This is a genomic window from Propionispora vibrioides (genome assembly GCF_900110485.1).
GTDB classification, from domain to species: domain Bacteria; phylum Bacillota; class Negativicutes; order Propionisporales; family Propionisporaceae; genus Propionispora; species Propionispora vibrioides.
This window is the reverse complement of record NZ_FODY01000029.1, coordinates 1-26,336: the sequence shown is the minus strand read 5'-3', so window position 1 is coordinate 26,336 and position 26,336 is coordinate 1. Positions and strand designations below refer to the sequence as shown.

Here is a 26,336-nt window from a genome sequence, read left to right as displayed (position 1 = left end):
TTCAATAAAAATATTACAATAGCTTCTCCGGCACATTGGTATTGACACAAGAAAATAATTGGTATATCATGCACTTGTAAGAAGAGTACCGGATTAGTTCTTGTCGGTACAAAACTAATGAGGTGATGATTTGCGCAATCGAATTATTCTGGCAACCGTAGAAGAAATCAATTTACGGGGTTTCAAATTTACAATGAGTGACCTTACTAAGCGGCTAAGTATCAGCAAGTCATCGCTGTATGAACATTTTTCCTCCAAGGATGAATTGATTGCCACCATCCTGGATATTGTGTTACAGGATCTGCGCGAGCAAGAGGAAAAAATATATAATTCCGATTTGCCGGTTGTTGAAAAGTTAAAAGCCGCACTATTGATTTCACCGAAGGCTTTTGAACCGTTTCATGACCGTGTATATGACGATCTGCGCCTAACCTATCCGGGGGAATGGAAAAAGGTGACCCAATTTCGCCAGGAACGGATGAACCGTCTGTCCGACCTCCTCTCGCAAGGAATGGAGGCTGCTATTATCCGTCCGGTGAATATAAAGATCGTTCAGCAAATGATCATTAGCACCATGAATGACTTGAACAGTTACCGTTTCCTCAGTGAAAACAACATGACCTACCCGGACGCCATGTCGGCGATGCTGGATGTAATCATCCAGGGAATTTCCGTAAAATAATAACTTAAGATCTTTTATCTATAGGTACATGCGCTATTGCGGCGCTTTACTTATACCCTGTCAGTACCAAAAATACCGTTTCGGTACATAAAAGTACAAAAGTTCCTTTCGGTCTCTGTTTTCCATCATCCGGACCCCTGGGGAATCCGATTTTATCTTAAGATATCAGGTATTTAACAAGGAGGAAAGAAAATGTCCTTAATCAGAATCAGGCACAACCGTTCCTGGAACTGGCCAATCTATATCCTATTATCAGTTGTATTGATCCCCATGCTGGCCGGCTGCGGAAGCAGCATGGCAACTGCCGAAATGTGGGGCAGGGCTGAAGCCAAGGAGGTCGATATCAACTCAAAAATACCGGGACGCGTCGTCAGCCTGCTCGTAAAAGAAGGCGACAAAGTAAGCCAAGGACAACTTTTGGCGCGTATTGACAACCGGGATATCGCCGCTCAAGTCAGTCAGGCAAAAGCCAATATCAATGCGTTACAGGCCCAAACAGCCCAGGCCGCCACCGTTACCGTACTGCAGGATCAAACGTCCAAAGCCGCCCTGCATACCGCCCAAGCCCAATTAGAAAAAGCCCAGTCCGATTTAGCGCTGGCTGAAAGTGATTATAGCCGGTACAGTGAACTGCTGGCGTCGGGTGCCATTTCCAAACAATTATTTGATACGTACCGGACCAAATATCAAGTGGCTCAGGCTGCGTACAGTCAGGCCCAGGCCGGTTTAAAGGCAGCTCAGGCCGGACTGCTGCAAACCGATGTAAATACCGCCAATGAGGCCACCATGCACAGCAAAGTGGCCCAGGCGCAAGCTACCTTGCAGCAGGTGGAAGTATCTCTGGACGAAACAGAAATACGCGCGCCCTTTGACGGCATCGTCACCGCCAAGTATGTAGAAGAAGGAGCCATGGTATCTCAGGGCATGCCTTTAGTAGCCATCCAGGACCCGTTGGACAACTGGGTCAATTTAAAAGTAAAGGAGACCGACCTTTCCCGCTACTCTGTTCAGCAGCAGGTTAAGGTTCAGGGCCGGGACAGCAATCTTATCTTAGACGGGACCGTTGTCGATATTAGCAAGAAGGCGGAATTTGCTACCTACCGGGCCACCAACGAACGCGGCGACAACGATATTATTACCTTTAATGTCAAAATCCAGGTCAATTCCGATAAAATCCGCCCCGGCATGCGCTTTAAATTGATGGACGGTGTCAACTGATGAAACTAAAGGAAGTGCTGCTGCTGGAACTGCGCAGGCTCTTTGCTCCCGCAGCCCCCACCGTTTTGCTGCTTGTTGGCCTGCCTATTCTGTATACCATCCTTTTTGGCTTCACTTACAGCAACAATGTCGTTAAATATATCCCCACTGTCATCTACGACCAGGATCAGACAACGGGCAGCCGGTCGTTAACTCAGGCGTATATGGACTCCGAACGCTATAAAGTTGTTGCTCAAGTTACCACGCAGGAAGAAATGGAACGCTGGCTCCGGGAAGATAAGGCATTGGTTGCCGTCTCTATTCCAGCCAAGTTCAGCCAGCAGATCAAACTGGGCATGTCCTCCGAAATTCTGATTGAAACAAATTCGACCAACGTGATGTTTGCCAATGCCGTAATTTCCTCCAGTCAGGAGATTGTACAGACCTTCTCGGCAGCCACCGGCCAGAAACTGCAGGAAGCGCTCAATCAACTGCCGGCGCCGGCCCTGCGGACTACCGCTCCGGTTAAATTGGGAATCAGAATTATTAGCAACCCGACTACCTCCTACACCAATTTTATGCTGCCCGGTTTAGCGGCTAACGGCTTGCAAATCGCCATCCTGTTGGTGGCAGGCCCGCTTATCGCCCGGGAATACCGCCGGCTTTCCCGCTGGCGGCAGACCTCCGCAACGACGCTTGTCCTCGGCAAGCTGTTACCCGTCTGGGGCTGCGCCACAGTAGCCTTTATCATCTGCCTGGCTATCATGAACGTGGGCTTCGGGGTACCGGTTCGTACAAATATGCTGAGCCTCCTGCTCCTGGTCAGTGCATTTACCTTTCTCGTCATTAATCTCAGCTTTTTCTTTTCGGCCATTACCAGCAGTGAAGTTGCCGCTCTGCAGGTACCGCTGCTCTATATCATGCCCGGCCTGTTATACAGCGGCCTCAGTTGGCCTTCTTTGGCCATGAACGAGGTGGCGCGATTTTTTTCCTCGCTTATGCCGCTCACTTATATGGCAGATACACTGCGCGATATATTGTTAGCAGGCTACTCACCATTCCTGCTGTCAAACAGTCTTAGCATGTTTGCCGGCGGCCTCGTCCTCCAGCTAACCACCCTGCTGGTGTTTACCCTTCGCCGGAAAAAGTTTGAGCTGCAAACCACAAAGGAGGTTTCCCCATGAATTGGCGGCAGATATGTAAACGGGAAATCGGTCAACTGTTTATTACAGACCGCCGGCGAGCCGTTTTCCTGTTCGGTGCATCCCTGGCCTATCTGATTTTATTCAGTCTATTATATAGTACCCATACGATAAAAGCAGTGCCTTTAATTATCTGCGATGAAGACCAAACGCAATTCAGCCGCACACTGATTCAGGCTTTTGACGACTCCGAACGCTTTCAAATCATCGACTATGTCTCAACGCAGACCGAGCTGGAACAGGCACTGCAGGAAAAAGAAGGGTACGCTGCCGTACATATTCCCAGGAAATTTACCCAGGATGCCAAAGCCGGGCGCTCTTCCACAGTTCTGCTTATGGCTGACGGCGCTAATATTCTCATCGCCAATACGGTAACTACAGCCGCCCAGGAGATTATTGCGGCCTTTTCTCAGGAAACAGGCACCAGGTTAACGGAAACAAACACCGGTCAAATGCCTGCTATGGCTGAGAACAAGACCGCTCCGGCTGAATTCCGGTTGCGGGTACTTAACAATCCGACGCAAAGTTATCTCTACTTCTTTGTTCTGGGCTTGTCTATGGCCGCTTTTCAACAGGGCATCTTCCTGGCAATCGGTGCCAGCGTCCAGCATGAATACCGGCATCCGGAGGAATTAAGCCAGTCCCACCCGCTAAGCATCATGGCAGGAAAATTATTGCCCTATTGGATTTCAGGCACACTGACCTTTTTCCTTACCATATCGGCCGCCATATACTTTTTTAACATTCCCGGCAGAGCTTCCTTACCCAGTTTATTATTGCTCTCCTCTACCTTTATTTTTGCCGCCGTTTCGCTGGGAGCATTCCTTGCTTCCCTCTGCCATTCCGAACTGACCTTTACCAGACTATCCATCGCTTATACCGTCCCGGCCTTTGTATTATCAGGCTATACCTGGCCGCTGGAAGCTATGGATAGAGCCGGAAGAATTATCTCTTATACCTTCCCCCTATCTTATTTTTCCAACACCCTTCGCGAGCTGATGCTTGCCGGCTATTCACCGGTTCTTTACCAAAACAGTATGATTTTATTCCTGCTAGGAACCAGCCTCTTCAGCATGACAATCATGTGCTACTCCCACAGAAAAAGCCATGTTGATACCAAGGGACGAGTACCTTATCAACTCTAATCCCGTGAATACTGACGGTCTATTTTCCGTAAGCGTCGTTGTCGTCAGTCAGCATACTTCCGGTATGTCTCCTTCTCCACCTTGTCTTGTGAAAAATAGCCATACCATTATTCTACAGTTTTAGGCTTTGACAAGGTATTCGATGGATCTATACCGCAAGTAATACTTTTCTTAAGGAGCGCAGTCGAATGGAAGATGTAAAGCTTTCAATTCTCTCAGCTGCCAAAATTCGCTTCTCCCGCTTCGGCTTTCAAAAAACCACGATAAATGAAATATGTCGTGACTGCCGGATTTCCAAGAGAACGCTATATCAACAGTTCCCTAACAAGGAAGAACTATTTATGTGTTTGATCACTCATGAATTAGAAAAGCTTAAGGCTATGGTCTTGACTCAAACACAAAATCTCGCTCTTCCTGTCTATCAGTTATCACAACTATTGCAAACTATCGGTGTTTATTTTTATGAAAACCGGTCTTTATTATATGCAACTATAAAACAAGATAATACCATTCATTCCCTCGGACAAACTAACCGGTTTCAAACTGCCGTGGAAAAAGAAATAAGCGCACTTATCGCCAAAGTAATCCTGGAAGGCAAACAGCAATGTCAGTTTCGTAATATAGACGAACATTTCGTTGCCTGTATCGGATTTAATTTATTGCAATCCTTATTTATCACTAATAAAGTTTTAACTTTCTCTGATAAAACCGCAGTTAACGAATACACCCGTGAGTTTATTGACTTATTTGTTAATGGCATTGCAAATGAAGCTCTATTTTCTAAAAACCAACACCCTAAAACCGACAGCACTCTATAAAACAAACACATCCCGCTTCCGGCAAAAAACCGGCATGCGGGATGTATTCGTAAAAAGGGCGGAGGAAGTATGCCGACTGACGACAACGAAGGCTTGCGGAAAATAGACCGTCAGTATTCACAGGATTAGGGTTGATAAGGTACTATTGCCGGTTGCCGTCTTTTTATGGTCAGGAGTGTTTGCTTGCTGACAGGGAACACAATGTATTGATAAATTCCTGTGGTCCGGCCGCTGCCAGCAGGCTTTGCACCCGTTCCTTGTCCTTCAATGTATAAAACAAATCGGTAATAATGCCAACATCATCGTTTTTGACAGCCGGCAGGCAAATGAGCTTTACCTTGTTTTTGTTCTGATCCCATTCGAGAGCTTGCTGCAGTTTGATGAACACCACCGCCGATTCATTGACCAAGGAAGGCAAGCCATGAGGAATGGCAATCCCATTTTTAAAACAAGTGCTGCTCATATCTTCCCGGGCCGTCATGGACTGGAGAAATTGCTTTTTCACATAGCCGTTATTAAATAACAAGCTGCCGAGCGCTTCCAGCACTTCCAATTTAGTCCGGTAATTGCCATTCAGCAGAATCAGGTCCTCCCGCAAAATGCTTTGCAAGGTATTCCCCTGGTGCTGTCTGATGAGATAGTCTAACAGCATTTTCTGGTTTTTATGAAACTCAAAGTCAAAAGGAATGAAATTAACGCCCTGTAGCTTGGGATTCATCGTCCCGACAACGGCAATCAGGCTGTACTGGCTGCGCAGTGCGGTCATTTTTTGTTTCAACTCTTCGTCCACGACACTGAGTGTCTCAGTTTTAACATGAGGGTAATATTCGGTGAGGACATCGCGAATAGTGGTTGCCACCCCGCGACCGGTCAGACACATGCAGACAATAACCGGCGGTTTTCCGGAATTTTCGATCGGCAGTACCGGGTAGGAGTGGCGGGAGTGAATGATTTCATAGTAAATATCATCCAGTGTTTCCTGCGAATCCTGATCGGAGATATACGCCTTACGGACAGCCTCCATGACCGATACCAAATCCACCCGGTCAATGGTGCGGGTCTTTATGCCTGTTCTTTTTTGTACGACTTCACCGATATTAACCAGCGAACCCATGTCGACAAAGAATAAAATGCCCATGTCGGGCTCAAAGGTTTGGGCAATTTCCACAACTTGCTCAAACACTTTGGTTGGATTGGTATTGAAGGGCATATCAATGGCAATCGGGAAATCCACGCCCATAAGCTGGCGGACAATGGCAATCATTTCCGACGCGATTTTACCATGACAGACGGTAATGATGGCCACCTTGTTCTTTTTATTGGTAACCTGCAGCAATTCCTTGATATACATGGCAATGAAGCCGATTTCGCCCTCGGGCAGCTCCATATTCTCCGCCTTTTCCACGTCCTTCGCCAGTTGCAGCGCCAAGTTATATTCATTGGCAAAGTTTTGTCTGATATACGATAAATTAGGATTGATAATGTCCTGATTGTATTTGATCCGTTTGATGGCTTCGCCCAAATGAATGGCCAGGTAAATCAGTACTTTGGTATTAAGCTTCAGGTCGGGATACAAGGAGCCGGTTCGCAGGTAAAAATCTTTTATGATGGTACTGATCGTTTCTCCGACCAAATATTTAAACTCATCAATGACTAATTGCTTGCCTTCCGACCGTTCCGTCCCGATGAGTTTAAATTTGTTTACCACAAAAGTCCAGATGATTTTCTCGATCTCCGGCGGTGAAATGTCCATTTCTTTTAACTCATAATATTTTTCTTCTATCTTTTGATAAATATCCTCAAACACCGGATACTCATGCTGTACCTTGGTGGCCGTAATATGGGGCACAAATAAGGTATCCTGAAAGATAACGGCGCTTTTGCGCGGCTGACCGGCCGTTTGTTTGTCATGGAATAAGGTATTATATAAAAGTTCATTAAACCCGATATTGATTTCATTTTTACCGCTGTTCATCTTTTCCACATACGCATTGGCACAGGTAACCTGGATTTCACTCTTTAGCTGTCCGATATTACCGTCATACTTTTTCAGGGCAAAGGCCGATAAAATCTTACTTTTCACCATAATCTTGCACTTAGTGCGGTTAGCCTCGTTCTGAAAAAAATCATAAATAAGCTGGGCCTTTTCCTGGAGAGTGCGATCCTCCAGCTTAGGCAGTTCAATAATCATGGGAATTCTTCTTCTAAAAGTCAACAGCAGCGAAGACTCGATGCTTTCTGTCGTGGCTCCGATAAAATATACCCGTGACTCCCGCTCGGTGTCCACTTCGCCCAACCGGCGAAACTTACCCTTATCAAGCAGGGAAAACAGCATTTCCTGTCCCTTCGGCGGCAGCCGGTGGATTTCATCCAGAAATAAAATGCCGCCGTCGGCCCGCTCTACCAGGCCCGCCGTATCCTGATCGGCACCGGTGAAGGCCCCCTTTTTATGTCCGTACAAAATAGACAGCAGCAGTTGGGGATTATCGCCATAGTCGGCACAGTTTAAAGCGACAAAGGGCGACGTATCGGCTAGGATGTGATTGTTCTTGGCATGCTGGTACATGCACTCGGCAAATTTTGATTTCCCGGTGCCGCTGTCACCGACAATCAAGGTCGGCAGACCATAGGGAGGATATAAAATAGCCGCTTTGGCCTGTTGAATATTTTTAACTAAACTGCCATTATGACCAACCAGCGTAGAAAAATCCTCCGGCCGCGACTCAGGCACCGCCGGTTCTTCGCTGCCCGGGTCAGCAACAGACGGCAGTTTTTCATTAATTACATCGGCCACATAGTTTCGCGTGACCTCAAACCCCTGATCGTTGAGCAAGTGGACAAGCTGGCTGATGGAAACAGCAGGCCGCTTTGTTCTTACGGCCTGAATGGCTTCTTTTATATTCCTTTTGCGCCGTTCCCTTGAACTCGGAATTTGCAGTTCTTTTCTGATGCCTGTTACCGTTTCCCGCAGCACCGCTACCGTCCGGGCAATTTCTTCATCGGTCAAAGGATGATACACACTTTCCGACATAATTAACTGCTTGATTGTATCTTTTACCTCTTCAGACAAGATAGTTCTTCCTCTCTTGCTCCTGCATATGCTGAATATCAACTTAAGAAAGGGGAATATGCCGTTGTGTCCTGCACGGTGAGCATATTCCCCTGAAGCTACCAACAAGCAAGCTCAACAATTATACGCGCTGTTGGGAACCGAACAATTCCATATAGTAGCCCAGCTTTGCTGCATAGCCGGCGGTCATGGCGGCTTCCGCCTGCAGCATATTGGCCGCTTTCCCCTGAATGAAAAACTGGTCCAATACTGCATAGCCTGCCTGATCCAGATCGGTGTACAGATTCAGCTTGGTGATACCATATTGGATGGCCTTTTGCAAATTATCATCGCCCGTTCCCGAGCAGCCGTGTAGTACCAGCGGCACCGGCACCACCTGATTGAGCCTGGCGAGCAGGTCGAAATGGATTTCCGGCGTCCCCGCATACATCCCGTGCGAAGTTCCCACGGCCACAGCCAGGCAATCAATTCCCGTTGCCGCTACAAACCGCTCCGCTTCACCAGGATCGGTCAGACCATCATTCTTGGTTCTGTGGTACTCGCTGCCCTTGCCTACATGGCCCAGTTCGGCTTCTACGCTCATGTCCAGCGTGTGGGCGATCTTAACGATTTCCCTTACCTCCGCCACATTCTGTTCAAAAGGGCAAGTCGACCGGTCTACCATAAGAGAGGTAAATCCGGCGCGCACCGCTTTTACGGCGTCGGCAAACTCCTGTCCATGGTCCAGATGAACGACCACAGGCACCTGCGCCCGGCTGGCATGAGGAATGGCGATAGCGCCAAATTCCAGAATATCCGCCATAGCCGGATAAAGCGCCAGAATGAGCGGTGAACGCTGGGCCTCCGCTGTGGCAATGGCAGCTTTCACCGTGCTTTCATTCCAGGCATTGGCAGCCGGTATCCCATATTGATTTTTTTTAGCGTCCTGTAACAGGGTCTTCATATTTACAAGCATGGCTTTACCCTCATCCTATCACGTTTTTTTCCACAACTCCAGTGGCCTGTTATTTTATCTTGTCTTTATTAAAACAAGTGTCGAGACAATTACTTTGGAAAAATGGCTGCATCATCTCCCGCAAAATGTCCGCCGAACCTTCCGATAGATCCTTGCGCTGCCCGGCCAGATGCGGTGTCAGAATCACATTATCCAGCGAAGTCAGCGGACTTTCCTGGGGCAGCGGCTCGGTATAGTAAACATCCAGGGCGGCACCGGCGATTTTCTTCTGCTGAAGCGTTTCAATCAGCGCGTTTTCATCAATAATTTCCCCGCGGGCAATATTGATAAAATAAGCGGTAGGTTTCATCAGGCTAAACAGCTTTCGGCTGATCAGCCCTTTATTGGACGGCAAAGGCGGCACATGAATAGAGATAAAATCGCAGACGGTAAACAGTTCTTCCAGAGATGTGATTCTGGTATACCCCGCGAAGGCCTCCTCTTTGGCAAAAGGATCGTACACCAGCACCTGAAGTCCGATGCCCTTGGCCTTTTCCGCCACCCGCTTACCGATTTTGCCCAAGCCAACCAAGCCGAATTTTTTATTTTTAAACGTAATACCCCGGAAGGTAACAAACTCATCCCAGACCGGCACGTCCCGGTTGATGTCGGCAGCCCAGCGGCCGGCCTTCACATACTGGTCCGCTTTGAGAATATTTCTGCCCAGAAGCAGCGCGAAGGCAATGGTCAGATCGGATACCGGTTCCACCGAACGGCCGGGAGCGTTAAAAAAGTAGATTCCCCTTGCCGATGCGGCCTCAATATTGATATTAACGGCATCCGACCGGCAGCAGCCGATAGCGAGCAGGTCTTTTCCGGCGGCAATCACCTGCTTGGTAACCGGCGCCGTATGAACGATCAGTACCTGGACGCCGGCAATCCGGTCAATGAGCTGCTGCGGATGGCCGCAATACTCGGTAACCGTATCGTCACCAATATCATCGCTTCTGTCCCGGCTCATCGGTTTATCCATGATCACATCAAACGAATCCAATTCATAGTCATAGCCCTGCAGCACGTCCTGGGCTATATGGATCAAGTCCTTAGTATGCACCCATTCATCACCAACTACCAGGACTTTTAGCTTTTTACTTTTATCCACGTTCTGATTCCTCCATTCCGTTTTGGCTATTCCCTGGTGCCAGGCAAAATTTCCTCCTGGAAAATCCGGTAGGCTTCTTCCCTAGCCGGCACCTGATACAGCCTGGTCACATTGCTTTCCTGTTTGCAAAAATTTATGATGTGTTTCAGGAAATTCAAATGTCTGTTTTCCCCTTGCAGCGCCAGCATAAACACAATTCCTACCTGCAGGCTTGCACCGGCATTGCCCATTTCTCCAAACTCCACCAGCTTTCTTGAGATGGCCATAACGATCGCCGGCCTGATCACATTTTCCGCTTTGGAATGAGGTACGGCAACGCCAATGGGCTTGGTCGGCAGCCCCGTAGGATATTCCAGTTCCCGTTCCAGCGTAGCCGCCTGGTACTGTTCATTGACATATCCCTTCTGCTGCAAATAGTTGGCCAGGCAACTGATAATTTCTTCTTTGCTGTTCATATCTTCTAAAATAACCGCATCGTAATAGATGCTTTCTGCTGTTGACTCCATGCGTCTACCCCTCTTAGCCGTGCAGTTGCCTCACGGCTGTATTTTAAAAACCGAAAACCAGCGAGAATAGTTTATATACCAGCACCAGACCCGGCGTACCGGCGGCATCCCAGTTGGACACCATGCCTTTAGCCACATCGTACCCCATCGTGCCTGCCAGTTGGGTCATCGGGCCAGCCATAAAGGTGGCTCCCCAGCAGAACAGGCAGACAATGATCGACAGAATGATCAGGTTGTGCAAGATGTTGCCTTCCGTAATCGCATTGACAGCCGCGCTCTCCCACAGGACGATGATCAGACTGACCGACGCAATCATTTGATTGCCGGGCAGCGCCAGGGAAATTAAGAGAGCGATAGGATACATGATCAACGTTGTCGGCACAACCGCCGAGTGTCCGATAACCGTGGAACAATCCAGAGCAATCCGGACATCATCGCGCTTCAGCTTGCTGACCAGAATGCTCCGCGCCGATTTGATAATCGGGAACCAGCCTTCCACCAAAATGGCGGCCATTCTGGGCAGCAGCAGGAAAGCGGCAGCCATTTTTACCCCTAACAGCAAGGACGGCATAATGCCGATTTGGCTGAACAGACCCAGGATAATCCCCAGGGTAGCGCCCATTACGGTAGTCTCACCAAAGACACCAAACTTTTCCTGAATGGTTTCCGCGCTGAACTCCACATCCTTAATCACCGGTGTCCGCCGCAAAATCCACTCCAGTGGAATGGCGATACAAGCCTGGAAGGAAAAATGCGTTCCGTGCGGCCAGGAACCGCCCGGCGGGAAATTGTTGATCTTTTCAATGTACGGCGCCGCGATATCGGCCGCCTTTACGTCGATAATCAGGAAAACCACGACCGCCAGCGTGGCCAGCCAGAAGTTCCCTGTCGTTACGCCGACCAAACCGGCCAGCAGCATGGCCCGCCAGGTATTGAACACATCTACATAGATGGTTTGTGTAAACCGGACGGTAACCAACAGGACATTAATAATGAGAAAAACCAATACGCCGAAATACCCGTAGGTATTGCCGAAAGCATAGCCGACTGAGCCCCAGCCGATATCAATAACGCCTTTATTGAAGCCGTAGATGCTTACGATATTGGTGATGGGCTTGACCATGGCTTCCTGAATCAGACTGACCACCATAAACAACCCGGTAAGGCCGATAGAGACCTTCAACGCTCCAAGAATCGCCTTTTTTAAACTTACTTTTACCAGCAGAGACACAATCAAAATGATCCCGACAATCGTAACGGTAGAATCAAATTTAAAAAACGCCGAAAGGATATTAGTAATTGAATCAATAAATTCCATACGCCTTCTCCTCTGCATATTTAATTTTTTACATTCAGGCATATCTTGGCGGTAGAAATGCCGCCTGGTTTTCACTCAACGTTTTTCTGCCACCAAGATTAAGAAGTCACTGCTGGATATTTCTGATTTCAGCTATAATTTCATCCAGGGCCTTCTTCGCCGCTTTGTCATCCAGCATAATGCCTAAGGCCCTGATCATGGGAACCGGGTAGTCGGCTTTCATTTCCACTGTGGTAACCAGCATATCGGCATTATTGATGGCTTCCTCCACATCATTGACCCGGCAAAGAATGACCTTTACGTTTTTCAAGCCTTCCTGCTTGATACGGTCCTCAATTTCTTCCCTTAAGTAGTTGGACGTGCATATGCCTGCACCACAGCAGCACAGCACCGTGACTTTTTCTTTCATCCTGCTTCACCTCCTGTTTTCGTTAACTTACTTACGCCTATTTTTATTGCAAGTCTCGTGCCAATTACAGAAGCAAGCAACCAAATACAGCATTGGCCTGCTTTTCCGTTCGACAAAAAACCAGCTACATCTTTGTGTAATTACAAAAAGATGTAGCTGGTTTTTTACATTAACGAACAATTAATAGAAAATACCCCCGGCAGTTAGACTAACAAATACACCGGAAAAAGTACTCTGCCCGTTCCAAGAGTTCCCCTACTGCTCAAACACCACTGCCGTGCGGGCAAAGAAATTGGTTTTAGCATTAGCCGCTAAAATGGCATCGGCATCGGCCCGGCTGATAACAACATTGGCATTAAAATCCCGTAAGCCAATAGCCTTCACAACCAGCGGACTGGTTCCGGCCCGTGAGGCGGCTTCTCCTGCCACATCCCCATTGACCGCATAATCGACCATACCATGACTCACCACAAAATCAGCATCCAAATACATATTGCCGTAAATAATCCGCCCGGTTTCGTCATAGATGCGCGGTGACATCACCCGCGCCAGGCCTAGGCCCCGGGCATCGACAATCACGCCCGAAACTACCGGAGCGCTTTCTCCCATTGCCGACGGCTGATAAGCGGCCGAAGGAGACGGCACAGGCAGCATGGCGGCAGGCTTCATTTGGTCGGCGATAGCGGCGGCAACGCTATGTTCGCCAAACAAAGCTACCTGCAGCGTTACCTGATACGATCCGTCCGGCAAGGCTTGTTCATTTACAATCCGGGCGCCCTGTACCAACCCGGAAATATTGGTTTTAACCATATCGCTTTCCAGCACGTAGTTTCTTACCGTCGTCGCCGCTTCCACCCGGACTTCACCGACTTTTTCCAATAAATTTCTATAGCCATCAACAATAGCAGCCCGCCGGGCCATCGCACTGGCCTGTGCTGCATTGCCTGCTGAACTTGGCGAAACTCCGGTGCCTGTTGCCTCAATAACGCCGTCTTTCCAGGCATCAACCTGCCCGCGGATTTCCGTCCCGCCCGCTCCCGTAAAATCATTGCCTGCCGCTGCTACCGGTGTAAGTCCCAAAACCAGCCAAACGGCCAATATAACATATCCTAACTTTCTCATATTTCGCTCCCCTTCCCGTTTTTCTAATCTTAAAATACCCAGCCTTATCCGTAGATCAATACCGTCCGCTTCGACGTTCACGGCCCCCCTCGTGCCATCTGTCCGACGGCCCTCCCGGCCGGTACGGCATATCAGGTCCGTAAACCCAGGCGGTAAAAAGATTGATCGCTTCGTCTGTTTCCTCCAAACGGCGCAAGTTTCGTTTGGCAATGACTATATATTCCTGCTGGTCCGGCGTTGCCCGGGCCAGAAAATCCCGATAGGCCTCTATGGCGCGCCGGCGATAGCCCATTCGCTCATAAACCTGACCTTTCTCAAAATAGGCCAGGGTCAAATGGCCGTCTATATTCAACGCCGCATCAAAGTCCTGCAACGCACTGCGATACTTGTCCCTATAGAAGAAGGCGATCTCCCGTCGCAAATAGGCCTGTCCAAACTGGGGATTCAGGGCAATCGCTTCCGTATAGGCGGCGATTGCTTCGTCATACTGGTGACCAGCCATTTTTTGATCACCCAGTTCGAAACGCAGATTGGCCTGGAATTCATTTTCATTTTGGGCAATCCTATTTTGCAGCTGCTGTTTCTCCGTTTCATTATTTGCCTGGCCAATCTGCCGCTTCAAGTCGGCCACTTCCTGCTGGCTTTGGGCATAATCCTGCTGCAATTTCTGATAGTCCTCCGCCATCGACATGCTTTTCAGCTTGCCGGCCATGCTCTCAATATTATCGGTCGTAATAACCGCCCTGATTTTTACCCAGAAATGGATAGCATTACCCTCTAGCGTGCGTTTTTTCTCCAATACGGAAACTTCCATAATTCCGGCGGCAACGACCTGCACCTCGTCTGCCGTCAACTGATAGTTTTGCGTGGCCGAATAGCTTTGCACATACGTCCCGGCCTCTTCCAAAGCCGTACGTTTGGCATCAAGGAGCGCCCGTTCCTCTGCCGTTGCCGGTGTTTCCCCGTCGCCCATGGAATAGTTCCCTTCAGCAATAATTTCCTTTACTGCCGCATGTCCGACAGCCGGAAACACACCTACCAGCCACAAGGCAAGGCAGCATAGCGGCACAATCCATTTTGTCGATTTCACGCATAGTCACCTCCCTGTGAAAAGCCTGAGAATAGCCACAACCGCCCGTGAACTACTGCTGTAACGAATGCCTGAGCACAGCGAGAAATTTTACGCCTCGCAAGGAAAGCACACAGCAGGAGGAAAAGACTCCGGCGTAACGCGTGCCGTAAAACAGCAGTCTGTCTCTGATCGAATGTGTATCCTTATTTCATTATCAAGGATTAGCTTTTAGTTTTCCTTTTCTTTTGCCCAAGAAGTGCTATTTTTCTTGTTTATTGCCGTGTCCCGCCCCCAGCAGCCCATACCCGGCAATGTCCAGCCAGGGACTTTCCCCGAAAGCCGTCTTATCTCCCTTGGCGATCCGGCACTGCTTGTCCATCGTGCGAACCAAAAGCAGCATGTCCCGGTATTGCTCCGGTTTTACCCCGTCAGGATAGAGCACCAGCATCATCTGTTCTACCGCCGTAATCGCATCACCATAGGCTGCCTGTTTCTCATCCACCAACCGCCCCAGCTCCTTCCCGGCCTTTTCATATTTCCCCGGTTCCATATCTAATCGCCTCCAAGCTATCTCTATTATTCACCCTTCCACCTTAGGGCGTGTCTTCAAATTATCCGAAACGTTCCCTGACGGTGCTTTTTGTGCCATACTTCCTTAAAATTTTTTGAAATAGGGGCCGCTATTCCTTCAAAATTTCACGTGCCCTTTAGGGTATAATTCGTCTGGCGCAAAAATCACTCGCCATGGATCATTCCGTTAGTTTGAAGACACGCCCTAGTTGTCACAAGAGATGATTGTTTCTCAAAAAACTACTCATTCTTTATATCGTAATTCTTCCCTGTCATCATAATGTCCCCCTTCGGCGTGGTTTTGATTGTCCAGCTCGTTCACCTGGAACAATTGCCCTTTTTTCCTTTGTCCCTTATAATTTAATAAACTAATTATCAAACAGCAGAGTAAATGTTTGTGCGTTAAGTGTCAGTTGAACGGGGAGTTGTCGCTGAACGAAAAACGTACAGGACTACTGATGAAATGAACCGGTTGGCCAGGCGAGAGATTTTTTTGCCTGGCAAGAAAGTAAAACCGTAGGAATAGCTCAGCTATTTCAAGTTTTTGCTGACGCAGCCAGACGGAAAAAGATCCGTCAGGACGCGCAGTGTGAATGAATCAGTGGTTCCCTAGTTTGCGGTACAAACATTGCATCCCGCTGCTACATATCTGAGGATTCCTCGCTATGTAGCATCATAACCGATAGGAGGTATTCTCAAATGAAAAGATTTTTTTCCGGTTTTTGGTCAGGCTATACCATAACAGAACTCATTATTTCGGCAGTCTTTATTGCTCTCATCATCATCCTTACCCATATCCTGGCAATCCAGACCCCCTTTGTCCGGATCAGTCTCAGTTTTTTACCGGTTGCCGTCTTTGCCATGCGTTTCGGCCCGTTAAAGGCGGCCATCACGGCAGCGGCGGCGGATATCCTCGGCTGCCTGATTTTCACGCCCGGCTTATATTTCCCCGGCTTCACGCTAAGCGCCTTTCTGTCCGGTTTGTTTTACGGACTTGCCTTATATCGGACGCGGCTGTCACTTTTAAGAATAATCGTCGCCGCAATGGCTGTTTTTTTCTTTATCGACCTGGGCCTTAATACTTTATGGCTGACAATCCTTTATCAAAAAGCGGCGTCAACTATTCTTGGCAGCAGATTGATTAAAGCCCTGCTCATGCTGCCGATTCAAGTGAGTCTCACTTATTTATTTACCACTCGTTTAACCAAACTCTATAGCAAGAAGAATTTTCGAAACCAAACTGCCGGAAAGTTATAAGTCAATAATTAGCTGTTTATCGCTTACCCGGTTTGTTTATGAATAAAATATATTATGATTCAGTGCAGGACTACGGTGGTTCCAAACAGAAAATAACCATAATTTATTCAACCCGGAGCTTATCGCTATTGAAAGATAAGCTCCCTAAAACTTAACAGAGCAACCTGGAGGTATTACTGTGTGGCATCAAATGTTAAAAAGATTATCCAGCATTTTTTTAGCAGCCTTTTTTATCTTTCAAGTAACCATACCGGCGGAAGCGGCTTCGTTCGGCCAGACGTTATTTTATGGCACTGTTGCCTTTGCCTACATGAACAACCAATTAAACAGTCTTAATGACCATCATCAGGAAGATTTGCTTAAACAAACCCAAAAACAGACCGGCGTATATGAAAATGACGAAATGGATACCTATGTAAGGAATATAGCTCGCCATTTAATGTCAAACGGGCTTATCAGAAACCACTATGCCGTATACATAACTCCTGATAAAAAATTCAATGCTTTTTGTACACTCGGCAGGGTTATTGCGGTGAACAGAGGCACCGTTGAAACGCTGAATGAAGATGAATTAGCGGCGGTATTGGGGCACGAAATGAGTCATGGCGAACATAAGGATCCTGTCGAGGGAACAAAGAAGGTAATGGGCCTCGGTTTAATGGTAGACTTGTACTTAAAGGACAATTCCAATCTGACCAGTGAAGTGCTTGGTATCGCGGCTGCTAATTATGTTACCAATGAAGTCATCACCATGCAGGAGGAATGGAACGCCGACAATTCAGGCTTTGACAATGCCGTCGCTGCAGGCTATAATCCCGGCGGCGGCGCAGCGGCCATGGTTAAGCTCCGCGCCCAGCTCGGTGAATTATGGCATGAAGGCTTGGGCCGGGTTGTCAGTCCCAACAATCATCCACGGACTTCTGACCGCATTAAAAACTTTGCCAAACGGCTTACCGATTACAGCGGCGGCCATATTTCCGTGAGAAATGACAAGACTGTGCAAATTAACGGTCAAGATGTCCTGACACCTGTAAAAACAGACCAGCTTACGGCAGAGGAACGGGCTTATCTAATCGCCGGCAATCTTGCCCGCGTATACCATAAAAACGATCTTGCAACTGCTTATGAGGGAGACGGTGGCGCCATCTATATCGGCGACCAATTAATCATGACTCCGACGGCTGATGATCTAGAAAAACAAGACCTAATTGACAAGATTAATCAGAAGATTGGTAAATAAAAAAGCATCCGGCTTATGGCCCAAAGACAGAGACTCTCTCCCTTGACAGATATTCCACCAAAAACCCTGGCTATAAAGGTCACTGCTGCAACTCTTCTTCATTTTCCTTAATGTTCTTTTTCACCATATTATTTCCATATCATCAGGTTTGGCATACTGAAGAAATTTTCTATAATTCTCCAGAGCTTCCTGCTTTCGTTTGATGCCATTTAACGTCAGGCCCTTAAAATAATAAGCCTTTGCATAATGAGCATCCAGTTCAATGACTTTATCGAAATCTGCCAAGGCCAAATCATACTCTCCCTTGTCGGAATACGCATTGCCCCGGACAGCCTAAGGATAAATAAAATCCGGCTTTAACTCAATTGCTTTACTTAAATCCGCTATGATCAAATTATCGACAACTCTGCGCCGTCGACTTTTGAAATACATTCCGAAAAACAGGACTAACCTAAAAAAACAACTAGCAATTGAGAATTCCAGAAACATAGGTATATACTATAAAAAACCTTCCGGCAATCGCCGGAAGGTTTTTTTGATGCGGGGGCCGTCCACCTACTCCACCCTATCAGTTATTTCATCTATTTAGCCAAACTACATTTCAATTCTAACAAACTACGGATCAAGATTCTAAAGAACTTCTGTCAGGAGGCATAGTGCTTTTAGTAGTAATCATCCCATTCGTGTTCACACTTAGGACACTTTTTATGATGGTCAAAATCATGACCACAATGCGGGCATTTATCCCATTCTACATGGCATTCATGATGACACTTAGGACAATGGTGTGAATACTTATGCTCACACTTTGGGCAACAGCATTGACAATGATCCCACTTTACTTCTACCTTATGGCCTCTTTCCACAGAATTACTCATTAGAACACTCCTTTACAAATTAATTAGGTTACATAATATACTATTCTTAATAAAGTAAAGGGTGCTAATTTCTTCTGTTTTGGAAAAACTGACATAATATCGCTAAATTCTTCCTTGTTAGCAGACTTCCCCAAAATACAGCACCGGGATATCCCTATATTGACCGGTACTTTTTTGCTGCATTAATTAACTCCACTTAGTTGCTAATTTGCTTACCACTGCTCAATAGAGGTGTCCCTTATAATTTGCTTAACCTCTTCTTCCGGGCTATTTTCATCCAGCCTTAACTCGACTTCTTCCTTTATTCTCGACCGAATATCTGCAATACACACAATAAAAACAGGAGCAGATAACATCCATTTTTGATTATGGGATATCTCTGCTATTTTTTGTTTAGTGACTTCTTCTTTTACAACGATAAAATGCCAAGGCTGAGTATTGCTCCCCGATGGAGCCAGTCTTGCATTCTCCATGATCTGGATAATACTTTCATTCGGGACAGCTTTATCCTTATATTTTCTAATACTTCTGCGCATTTCCACTGAGTTTATCATAACGCCTCTCCCCTCAAAACCTTTCTATCCCGCTAAATAAGCAAGCATATCCGGGGTGTTTTTTCAACAGGTAAAAAGTTTCCCGGAGAAAGCAAAAAGAGTGTCTTCTTGCGGCTCATGGCAATCCAGATCAAATCTGGTCTTGAAACAAACCGGTCAGTGCATCCAGAATGTCCGGATTAAAATTGGTGCCACGGCCACGCTCCACAATATCAAGGCCTTCGGCAATACTAAGCGTCTTATTTTTAAAACGCCTGGTTGTCAGAGCCTCAAACGAGTCTGCCAGCATAACGATTTGAGCATGTGGATGCGTTTCTTCATGGGCCAAACCTCTGGGATAACCCCTGCCGGAAAAACGTTCATGATGCTGAAGCGCGACTAGACATACCGATTCAGGTAATCCCGCCTTCCGCAACAAGTTGCTGCCGATAACCGGATGATGTTTGACCGAGGAGCCAACGAGATCATCATTATTCAAAACAAACGATGTTGTAGCGTTTTCCGTAATGGTACGGCCAATATCATGCAGTAAAGCTCCCAGTGAAACCATAAAAACTTCGTCCGCCGGCATGGTGAGCTTAAGCGCAACTTGCGTGGACAGCTGGGCAACATTCAGCGAATGATCATAGACCCAGGCCTGATTCAGGACAAATTCTCGCATTCTCGTTTGTAAGTGAGAATTACTTTTCATGGTGTCTACCGCCTGCTGAGTAATACGGGTCGCCAGCGAAACTACATCATCATCAGTAAAAATTTGGTCAATTTGATATTCTGATTTTTCCGGACCCGTTAGAATGGAGTCTGCCTGAATGTCAGCAGGCAAAACTTTGGATGGTCGTACGACATTTCTGGTTTGTAATTTTTCAAAGACCTTCCTGGTTACCGACATGCCTTTGGCAATCAGCAAAATTCCTTTTTCGTCGTAAAGATCAGTTTGTGCAGTCAGAATTTCGGATGATGAATCATAGAAATTATTCACAAGCTGTCCTCCTAAAATGAAATGAAGCGTAAAGCCTACTCACTGATTGCATATAGATTTCTGCTGATAGAAAATAATTCCTGCTTTATTTCATATATAACTACGGACGAAGCAGAACGTGTTCCTTCTGCCTCTTTGCTTATAACTCAAAAATAACTTGTTGGTTATGCAGCCGGGTATGGTATATTCACCAGACAATACCTGAGAGAAATAGAGATGTCAACGGATTTTGTCCGTTGACATCTCTTTAAGATATATAGGATTTTCACACTTTAATTATCTCATCTCTTTGCCAAGACATCCGCATATCCCTTTGTTCTTTCTGAAATTAGAAAGAGCACATTACTCTATCAAAAACATTGTTCTTGGAGACACCAAAGGTACATTTTGCGGCCCATATGGATCAAAAATCTCATACGGCGCATAAAAATTTGGTGTATAGGCTAATGGGGTTCTCTTTTTATACCAAAGATAATCTTCCTTTTTATTAATTGCCTCATAATCTACATTATCTACAAGCGGATTACTAATGTGTGCTTTGGCAGTAATTTCAAAAGTACCTTGCGTTTTATTCTGGACTGTAAGCCTTAAATCCGGATGGTCCTTACTATACCACATGAGATAATCCATTTCATAACGCAAAAAATCCTTCGTATCTTTGCCATTTACTGCAATAATTTGATCTCCTGGTTTTAACCCGTCAAGTTCCGGATGCAGCTTTAAATTTACTCTATCCACAATTAAAGGGGTCTTTAAAGGACTTCCTTGTAGGGAAATTCCATAATCTCCCCAAGGTTCAAGCGCTACATATGTCTGGTAAATTTTTCGGGTCGCATCATCAATAGCAGTCCGATCCTTCCACTCATAGTAGCTATCATAAAGGGGTGGTCCTGTCCAATGATCAAGGTTTAACCAGGTTCCTTCCGGCATTTCGATAAATTTTACATAATTTATATGCTGTGGCGAATAGTCATAGCTAAAACCAATAGCCCGTGAATTTTCATCTACTGCATAGCGCCAAAATCCATTAATAGCTACTGCCTTATTATTCTTGCCTCTTTCATTGATATGATAAGCAAAAGTATCCCTGACTTCTTTATATGCTTTTCCTGGGAAAAAAACGCTGTATTGAGGCCCATAGGAAACCGGCAAATCCTTGGCAGATTCACTAACGCTATTTACATAGGAAAGCAAATCATCTATCTTAACTTCATAGCTTTTCCCATCTTTTCTGTGCATTACGCAAACAACCTTTTTATCTGCCGAAATCCTTTCCCAATCTTTAAGATTAATATTATACCATTTATCTATGTAATCAGAAGGCAGATATACCGCTGGCTTTACATCGGCTGCTTGTAGAGAAATTTCCTGTCCGACCGCTGTTTTAATTTCTACGTTGTCGAAATCTTTTGTTCCATCCCATCCCTGAATATGAAGCACTGCATAATCTTCTGCCCCTCGCGTAACATGCTGTAATTCAATATACATGTGACCTTTGAAGGAACGAACAAAATTAATCTTAGCCTCTCCTTGTTGCGCAACTGCAGATACCAATTTTGAATCTCCGCTACGTGGATTAATATCCGTCGCCGCACTGCAAACACTAAATATCATCAGCAAGAATACTGTTATCAAACATAAAGCTCTACACTTCATTCCATCAACTCCACTCTATTGCTTTATCTCTTCCCCCACCGCTACCTAGTATCGTGTGTGGTAATATATTAGGAAATTTATTAAATGTGATTAGAGAAGGTCCGCGACCTTTTTACCTCTACAGATCTTTGATGTTTTCAGGAAGTTAAAGAAGCGCCCATTTGCTTCTAAGATAAAACAACTATAATAAAGCTTTTACTAAAAGATCGGGTATGAAATTGCTTACGACAACTCCATATGCCAGGTCAAGCCAGAAAAATGACCCCATAGCTCCAAGATAAATTAAGCCTACCAGAGGAAAACTCACCGTTTTGACCAAAAAAGGGGCTTGTTTCGTTGCATTCCATATACTCTTGGCATCTCCGCTACTCGGAAAAGAATGCATAGCAATAGAAATTCCCACCCACATTAATAGCCCATCCAAAATTCCCATAGAAGAAAAGTGGTATTTCATAGCGGCCGGAAAAGCAATAATCGCTCCTAGCACTGTATTTATAATAAAGGGACCAATAGCAATGAACAATTGATGCCATAAATTTTTAGGCGTTTCATGAATTACATAACCGGCCGGGTTTCCAACCCTAAAATAACAGACATCAACAACCGCAACTCTGAATACGCGACAAAAAAACTGATGGGCAATCTCATGTACAATAACTCCTGGGAACGTAACAATACTAATAAGAAATCCTGGAATAAACATAAAGCCCTCCTATTTACTATCTTTGAGTTTCGTCATTTTATCTATAATTCCATTAATCTCGTTGGCAGTTTCTTTATCCACCTTACGCCCTTGTATTTTTTTCACGGTTGCCGCAGCAGCCATAACATCATTATTCTTAAAATAGGCCACTGTTTGCCGAACCAATATTTTGGTAGAATCAGGATAGTACTGTAGTGCCTTTTGATATTGACTAATTGCGGTAGCATAATTCCCACTGGCTTCATATTTTAACCCTCTTTCAAAAGCAAGCCTCGAGGTAAACGCTTCCTGAATTCCAAAGCAAGCAAATAGTAAAATGACGGACACGACCCCAGTGGCCAGCTTAATCCACATTGGGAATGGTCGCGCAACTAATTTACTGCGACAACCGGGGCATAAAGATGCAGCATATCCTTCTTCAGGCGTATTTTGCTTACAACTTGAACAATTTTGATTATTTAGTGCTGCCTCCTGCTTTTCAATATATTCCTTATATACCTTTTCCCCTAAATCCTGAGCTTCTCCAGGCGATAGTCCTTTTGCCTCCAGTTTCATTACTACACTGTCTAAATCCCTACCACTTTCCAATTGTCTCAATGCTGCTTCAGCTATTAACGCTAACCGTTCCTGGGAAATTGAAGAATCACTCATATGTACCTTTTTTCTTCTCCTAATCAAATATAGCTAGTAAGACTTTTAATATGTAAAATATGTAATTTATTTCACATTTCTCCACTAAAATTCCATTTCCTCTCTATTCTCAAAGGAATTTCCAATTTTCCTTTTACATATGTTCTTACATCCCTAAAAAATCGACAAAAATGGGAGCTCTATCTCCATTTCAGATAGAGCTCCTATTTTTTCTCACGGACATAAGGACGGTGGGGTGCCTTATTTTATTCTTTCAACAATTGCTTTTATAACTCTATATACCATTTCTTCATGCCGGAACAATGGAGCCTGTCCCCATGTCCCCAATCCCTGTTGGATACTTTTCTTCCGGTAATATATTTTATTGTACCGATTAAGAAAAAATCCTCCGTTTTCATCATCACCGACAGGTGATATATTAAAATTATTATTTTTTGAGGGGTTTGATTGATATGTACGATACGTAAGGAAATGTCCGAATTGTGGCAGCGATTCACCTTGTGGAGGTTCTTGATGAAATGTAAGGATTGTGGCAATAATGAGTCGAAGTCCTTCTGATTAACGAAATTTGATTTTTAGAGATTATCAATAGGTAATATTATCCATTTTCATGTTTTAATCACTAGAAGGCATCTGATAGAAAATGAGATCAGTAGATTTTTACGTCCAATGACCTCGTTGTTTTAAATAACCCTATTGTTCCCTCAGCCTACCCCTTACATCATCTTTTTCTTATCGCCTGTTCATTTTTTTTACGAGTAATTTCATCTAACCTATTTTCAAGGTTAAGAATTTCTGCCCATATTTCATCGGATATGGATTGATTACTTAGTGTCTGACTTTCTTCATATAGCCTAATCAAAGCTTTTTTTATGTTTGTCTCTTCCGGCCAATCTCTTGGGACTAATCGTGTATCAGTTTCTGGTGAATACTTCACTAAATACTTTCTAAAATTAGCTCTTGCTTCTGTTAAAGAATATCTTCCGTTTGCACCACCATAAACTTTATCAGCGTCCAAATCAGTCTGTCCGTCATCTTGCCACCTACATAAAACACATATTTCAAAAGTAGGCATTCGGGGGTGATCACGTGGTTGTAATGTTGGATATCCACAACAAGGGCAACAATCTCTAATAATTTTCATTCTACCCTCCTGAATTTACCATTTATACTTTGCTACCTGTTCCAGCCAATAATTCATACCATCTGCAGGCCTCATAAGTGTTGAAATAGTCCCTTGTGGTGACCCTATTGCAAACTCATTTGTCGCAGTATTATATCTGAAAGTCCAACCTAGACTATTTGTAAAACCCTCAATTTCTCCTCCGACATTACTATTTAAAAGACTTCGAGCCTTTTGTATATATTGAGTTGCAGTTAAGGCTTCACCCCATTCGGTAGCAGCATGATCAGCAAGATGACGTTGTAATAGCTGATCAGATTGGAAAGTTGCCTGACTCCAAGCACCTCCCGCACCAGCCCCGGCTCTAACCAAGCTACCCCTATATTTGAACAATACGACTCCAGCAATTGTCACAGTAGCCACTGCACCAGCCGCAATTAATGTTGAAGAATCAACTGTTTGAACGTTAGCTATCAATGCATCTTTAAATGCTACGAAATTATCATGGAGATTACCATTTTCATTATAAGCAAAATAATCGGTAATACCTAATGCTCTCGCAGCCGCATTAAAGGCGTCAATAGTCTGTTGTTCTGCTCCAGTATCATTCCAAACTAAGTTTTGTGCAGAATCTAAGAGTGCATAATCTGCAATTACCAAGACAATCTCTATTGAAGAACCTGAGTTAATTGCCTGGTTCAATCTATCTGCAAATCGTTCCTGTTGTGTGGTATTAAGTGCATTATTTTTTGTTCCACTAACAGCAGTACTTGCTCCACTTTGAGCATCTCCACCGATAACTGCGGCGGCGGCAGAACCGATTATAGCACTCGCCCATTGGTGAAGATCAGGATTATCTTTAAATTTCTCTGCTAATTCTTTTTGTACTGCTTCATTCAATCCAGCACCAACAGCTCCTGATAAGGCATTTCCTCCGCCTATATCTGCCATTACTGCACCAACAAAGGCATGAAGTGCTATTTTATTAGCTCCACCTACATCCCAGGAATCTACTTTAGCTTGTAATGCCGCAAGTTGCTCAGGTGTAGAGTTCTTATCTTCTTTAGCTTTCTTCAACTCATTTTTAGCAGCATCTTTAGCTCTATCAGAAATTTTATGAACTTCCTCGTAAGCCAATTCTCCAAATAACTTAGCTAGTTCTTGTTTTTCCTGGACACTTTTCTTATCAAATATTTTTCCTAACGAATTTAATGTTTGATCAGTGCTACGACTTAATCCACTCAAATCTTGATCAGGATTACTCCTGACTTCAATTGTTCCCGGCGATATAGCAGATTTAGTCGTACTGCTTGCATCACCCTTAGCTGAGACTCCAATATCAGGAGTAATTCCATACTCATTATATTTGGCATTTTTTCTGGTATCCAGATTTACCCCAACGCTGCTGGCGCTGTAATCGGCATGGTTTTCAATGTCCGAGTACGTAAGAGTATCGGTAGAAAGCTTATTCTTACCTGCTGGTGCCTCAATGACCGCACCTTTCAGGTCGGTGTTTTTGCCTACCGTTATATCGAAACCACCTTCGCCGGCATAAATACCTGCCTGTTCAGTAACACTCGAGTATTCAGAGTTGATTTTACCTTTGCTGACCGAGCCGGTTACGCCGCCTGACGGACCGGTGCTAAAGCCAATGCCGCTGCTACTGCTCTTCTCCGTATAGTTGTCGATGTCCTGCTGGCTGGCTATATTCAAGTCTCGACCAACGTTGGCGATTACTTCTTTTCCTTTTACCTGGGAATCGATGATATTGGTATCTCTGTCAGAATGGAGGTCTACTGTGTCGGTTGCATTAATTTCCGTACCACTGTGGGTAACTACCGTACCGTTGCCATTACTGTTTCCTTTGCTGGCATTGCCAAAGACTCCACCATTCAGGCTGACTCCCAGCGACCAGGAGGAGCTGTCGGATTTGCTGTCGGTTTGCTCCACATTCTGAGCAGACGTGAGGTTAATATCACGTTCCGCATCGATTTTCACGTTTTTCGCATTGATCTTCGTATCCTGCAACGTGACATCGTCTGCTTTTGCCGTAATATTGACATTGTTACCTGCCGTGATATTCGAGGA

At 45.4% G+C, this 26,336-nt stretch carries 23 protein-coding genes, 1 pseudogene and 1 riboswitch; of the genes and pseudogenes, 7 read left to right on the top strand and 17 right to left on the bottom strand.

Annotated features, from left to right (window positions below):
* The first annotated feature begins 130 nt into the window (after positions 1–130).
* The 5 genes from BMW43_RS17915 to BMW43_RS17895 all read left to right on the top strand — a co-directional run bounded on the left by BMW43_RS17915 (position 131) and on the right by BMW43_RS17895 (position 5,044).
* Positions 131–682 carry a TetR/AcrR family transcriptional regulator gene (locus BMW43_RS17915; RefSeq protein ID WP_091750966.1) on the top strand — a complete coding sequence of 184 codons (552 nt, stop codon included), beginning with the start codon at positions 131–133 and terminating at the stop codon, positions 680–682.
* Between the two features lie 192 nt (positions 683–874).
* The gene (locus BMW43_RS17910; protein WP_091750963.1) at positions 875–1,900 is read left to right on the top strand and encodes an HlyD family secretion protein; all 1,026 of its coding nucleotides are present in this window, start codon (positions 875–877) and stop codon (positions 1,898–1,900) included.
* Entirely contained in the window at positions 1,900–3,063 is a 1,164-nt protein-coding gene (locus tag BMW43_RS17905) for an ABC transporter permease (RefSeq protein WP_091750960.1), read from the top strand. Before BMW43_RS17910 ends, BMW43_RS17905 begins: the two co-directional genes overlap by 1 nt.
* The gene (locus BMW43_RS17900) at positions 3,060–4,226 is read left to right on the top strand and encodes an ABC transporter permease (protein ID WP_091750957.1); all 1,167 of its coding nucleotides are present in this window, start codon (positions 3,060–3,062) and stop codon (positions 4,224–4,226) included. Before BMW43_RS17905 ends, BMW43_RS17900 begins: the two co-directional genes overlap by 4 nt.
* A 188-nt stretch (positions 4,227–4,414) precedes the next feature.
* Positions 4,415–5,044: a TetR/AcrR family transcriptional regulator gene (locus tag BMW43_RS17895; protein WP_091750953.1), complete on the top strand. Its 630-nt coding sequence runs from the start codon at positions 4,415–4,417 to the stop codon at positions 5,042–5,044.
* 169 nt (positions 5,045–5,213) lie between these two features.
* Here the strand turns inward: BMW43_RS17895 and BMW43_RS17890 are convergent, their stop codons facing one another.
* From BMW43_RS17890 to BMW43_RS17850, 9 genes are all read right to left on the bottom strand, one after another.
* Positions 5,214–8,219, bottom strand: a complete 3,006-nt coding sequence (locus BMW43_RS17890) for a sigma 54-interacting transcriptional regulator (RefSeq protein WP_281246134.1) — start codon at positions 8,217–8,219, stop codon at positions 5,214–5,216.
* A gap of 16 nt (positions 8,220–8,235) precedes the next feature.
* Positions 8,236–9,069, bottom strand: coding sequence for a class II fructose-bisphosphate aldolase (locus BMW43_RS17885; RefSeq protein WP_091750947.1), 834 nt, complete (start codon positions 9,067–9,069; stop codon positions 8,236–8,238).
* A 49-nt stretch (positions 9,070–9,118) separates the two neighbouring features.
* Entirely contained in the window at positions 9,119–10,210 is a 1,092-nt protein-coding gene (locus tag BMW43_RS17880) for an NAD(P)-dependent oxidoreductase (RefSeq protein WP_091750944.1), read from the bottom strand.
* 26 nt (positions 10,211–10,236) lie between these two features.
* The gene (locus tag BMW43_RS17875) at positions 10,237–10,716 is read right to left on the bottom strand and encodes a PTS sugar transporter subunit IIA (RefSeq protein WP_091750941.1); all 480 of its coding nucleotides are present in this window, start codon (positions 10,714–10,716) and stop codon (positions 10,237–10,239) included.
* A 43-nt stretch (positions 10,717–10,759) separates the two neighbouring features.
* Positions 10,760–12,034, bottom strand: a complete 1,275-nt coding sequence (locus BMW43_RS17870; RefSeq protein ID WP_091750938.1) for a PTS transporter subunit IIC — start codon at positions 12,032–12,034, stop codon at positions 10,760–10,762.
* A gap of 106 nt (positions 12,035–12,140) precedes the next feature.
* Positions 12,141–12,443 carry a PTS sugar transporter subunit IIB gene (locus BMW43_RS17865; RefSeq protein WP_091750935.1) on the bottom strand — a complete coding sequence of 101 codons (303 nt, stop codon included), beginning with the start codon at positions 12,441–12,443 and terminating at the stop codon, positions 12,141–12,143.
* A gap of 255 nt (positions 12,444–12,698) precedes the next feature.
* Positions 12,699–13,565 carry an LPP20 family lipoprotein gene (locus BMW43_RS17860; RefSeq protein WP_091750934.1) on the bottom strand — a complete coding sequence of 289 codons (867 nt, stop codon included), beginning with the start codon at positions 13,563–13,565 and terminating at the stop codon, positions 12,699–12,701.
* Positions 13,566–13,620: 55 nt separating this feature from the next.
* A complete protein-coding gene (locus BMW43_RS17855; RefSeq protein ID WP_091750931.1) occupies positions 13,621–14,655 on the bottom strand; it encodes a tetratricopeptide repeat protein in 1,035 nt (344 codons plus the stop codon).
* A 241-nt stretch (positions 14,656–14,896) separates the two neighbouring features.
* Positions 14,897–15,187 (bottom strand): hypothetical protein, encoded by a 291-nt coding sequence (locus BMW43_RS17850; protein ID WP_091750928.1) that lies wholly within the window; start codon positions 15,185–15,187, stop codon positions 14,897–14,899.
* A gap of 401 nt (positions 15,188–15,588) precedes the next feature.
* A riboswitch (THF riboswitch) is annotated at positions 15,589–15,667 on the top strand.
* 239 nt (positions 15,668–15,906) lie between these two features.
* Between BMW43_RS17850 and BMW43_RS17845 the strand changes: the two genes are divergently transcribed.
* Both BMW43_RS17845 and BMW43_RS17840 read left to right on the top strand, forming a co-directional pair.
* A complete protein-coding gene (locus BMW43_RS17845) occupies positions 15,907–16,464 on the top strand; it encodes a folate family ECF transporter S component (protein WP_091750924.1) in 558 nt (185 codons plus the stop codon).
* 178 nt (positions 16,465–16,642) lie between these two features.
* Complete coding sequence (locus BMW43_RS17840; protein ID WP_091750920.1) at positions 16,643–17,704, top strand: M48 family metallopeptidase; 1,062 nt, start codon at positions 16,643–16,645, stop codon at positions 17,702–17,704.
* Positions 17,705–17,824: 120 nt separating this feature from the next.
* Here the strand turns inward: BMW43_RS17840 and BMW43_RS17835 are convergent.
* The 8 genes and pseudogenes from BMW43_RS17835 to BMW43_RS17800 form a co-directional block, all read right to left on the bottom strand.
* Positions 17,825–18,019: pseudogene (locus tag BMW43_RS17835) on the bottom strand (hypothetical protein); the annotation flags it as partial.
* A gap of 775 nt (positions 18,020–18,794) precedes the next feature.
* Positions 18,795–19,136, bottom strand: coding sequence for a nitroreductase family protein (locus tag BMW43_RS17830; protein WP_091750917.1), 342 nt, complete (start codon positions 19,134–19,136; stop codon positions 18,795–18,797).
* Between the two features lie 130 nt (positions 19,137–19,266).
* Entirely contained in the window at positions 19,267–20,115 is an 849-nt protein-coding gene (locus tag BMW43_RS17825; protein ID WP_091750914.1) for an HD-GYP domain-containing protein, read from the bottom strand.
* Positions 20,116–20,457: 342 nt separating this feature from the next.
* Positions 20,458–21,771 (bottom strand): PDZ domain-containing protein, encoded by a 1,314-nt coding sequence (locus tag BMW43_RS17820; RefSeq protein ID WP_091750911.1) that lies wholly within the window; start codon positions 21,769–21,771, stop codon positions 20,458–20,460.
* A 181-nt stretch (positions 21,772–21,952) separates the two neighbouring features.
* Positions 21,953–22,474, bottom strand: coding sequence for a metalloprotease family protein (locus BMW43_RS17815; RefSeq protein WP_091750908.1), 522 nt, complete (start codon positions 22,472–22,474; stop codon positions 21,953–21,955).
* Between the two features lie 9 nt (positions 22,475–22,483).
* Complete coding sequence (locus tag BMW43_RS17810; RefSeq protein WP_091750905.1) at positions 22,484–23,125, bottom strand: tetratricopeptide repeat protein; 642 nt, start codon at positions 23,123–23,125, stop codon at positions 22,484–22,486.
* 721 nt (positions 23,126–23,846) lie between these two features.
* Entirely contained in the window at positions 23,847–24,269 is a 423-nt protein-coding gene (locus BMW43_RS17805; RefSeq protein ID WP_091750902.1) for a CPCC family cysteine-rich protein, read from the bottom strand.
* A 15-nt stretch (positions 24,270–24,284) separates the two neighbouring features.
* On the bottom strand, positions 24,285–26,336 hold a 2,052-nt coding region (locus BMW43_RS17800; RefSeq protein ID WP_177173663.1), incomplete at its 5' end, for a hemagglutinin repeat-containing protein.

What these genes read in the sequence shown, in the direction of transcription:
- BMW43_RS17900 (WP_091750957.1), top strand. Translation starts at nt 3,060, where the DNA reads ATGAATTGGCGGCAGATATGTAAACGGGAAATCGGTCAACTGTTTATT.
- BMW43_RS17905 (WP_091750960.1), top strand. Translation starts at nt 1,900, where the DNA reads ATGAAACTAAAGGAAGTGCTGCTGCTGGAACTGCGCAGGCTCTTTGCT.
- BMW43_RS17820 (WP_091750911.1), bottom strand. Translation starts at nt 21,771, where the DNA reads ATGAAGTGTAGAGCTTTATGTTTGATAACAGTATTCTTGCTGATGATA.
- BMW43_RS17860 (WP_091750934.1), bottom strand. Translation starts at nt 13,565, where the DNA reads ATGAGAAAGTTAGGATATGTTATATTGGCCGTTTGGCTGGTTTTGGGA.
- BMW43_RS17875 (WP_091750941.1), bottom strand. Translation starts at nt 10,716, where the DNA reads ATGGAGTCAACAGCAGAAAGCATCTATTACGATGCGGTTATTTTAGAA.
- BMW43_RS17865 (WP_091750935.1), bottom strand. Translation starts at nt 12,443, where the DNA reads ATGAAAGAAAAAGTCACGGTGCTGTGCTGCTGTGGTGCAGGCATATGC.
- BMW43_RS17830 (WP_091750917.1), bottom strand. Translation starts at nt 19,136, where the DNA reads ATGATAAACTCAGTGGAAATGCGCAGAAGTATTAGAAAATATAAGGAT.
- BMW43_RS17910 (WP_091750963.1), top strand. Translation starts at nt 875, where the DNA reads ATGTCCTTAATCAGAATCAGGCACAACCGTTCCTGGAACTGGCCAATC.
- BMW43_RS17885 (WP_091750947.1), bottom strand. Translation starts at nt 9,069, where the DNA reads ATGCTTGTAAATATGAAGACCCTGTTACAGGACGCTAAAAAAAATCAA.
- BMW43_RS17850 (WP_091750928.1), bottom strand. Translation starts at nt 15,187, where the DNA reads ATGGAACCGGGGAAATATGAAAAGGCCGGGAAGGAGCTGGGGCGGTTG.
- BMW43_RS17815 (WP_091750908.1), bottom strand. Translation starts at nt 22,474, where the DNA reads ATGTTTATTCCAGGATTTCTTATTAGTATTGTTACGTTCCCAGGAGTT.
- BMW43_RS17845 (WP_091750924.1), top strand. Translation starts at nt 15,907, where the DNA reads ATGAAAAGATTTTTTTCCGGTTTTTGGTCAGGCTATACCATAACAGAA.
- BMW43_RS17810 (WP_091750905.1), bottom strand. Translation starts at nt 23,125, where the DNA reads ATGAGTGATTCTTCAATTTCCCAGGAACGGTTAGCGTTAATAGCTGAA.
- BMW43_RS17805 (WP_091750902.1), bottom strand. Translation starts at nt 24,269, where the DNA reads ATGAAAATTATTAGAGATTGTTGCCCTTGTTGTGGATATCCAACATTA.
- BMW43_RS17870 (WP_091750938.1), bottom strand. Translation starts at nt 12,034, where the DNA reads ATGGAATTTATTGATTCAATTACTAATATCCTTTCGGCGTTTTTTAAA.
- BMW43_RS17895 (WP_091750953.1), top strand. Translation starts at nt 4,415, where the DNA reads ATGGAAGATGTAAAGCTTTCAATTCTCTCAGCTGCCAAAATTCGCTTC.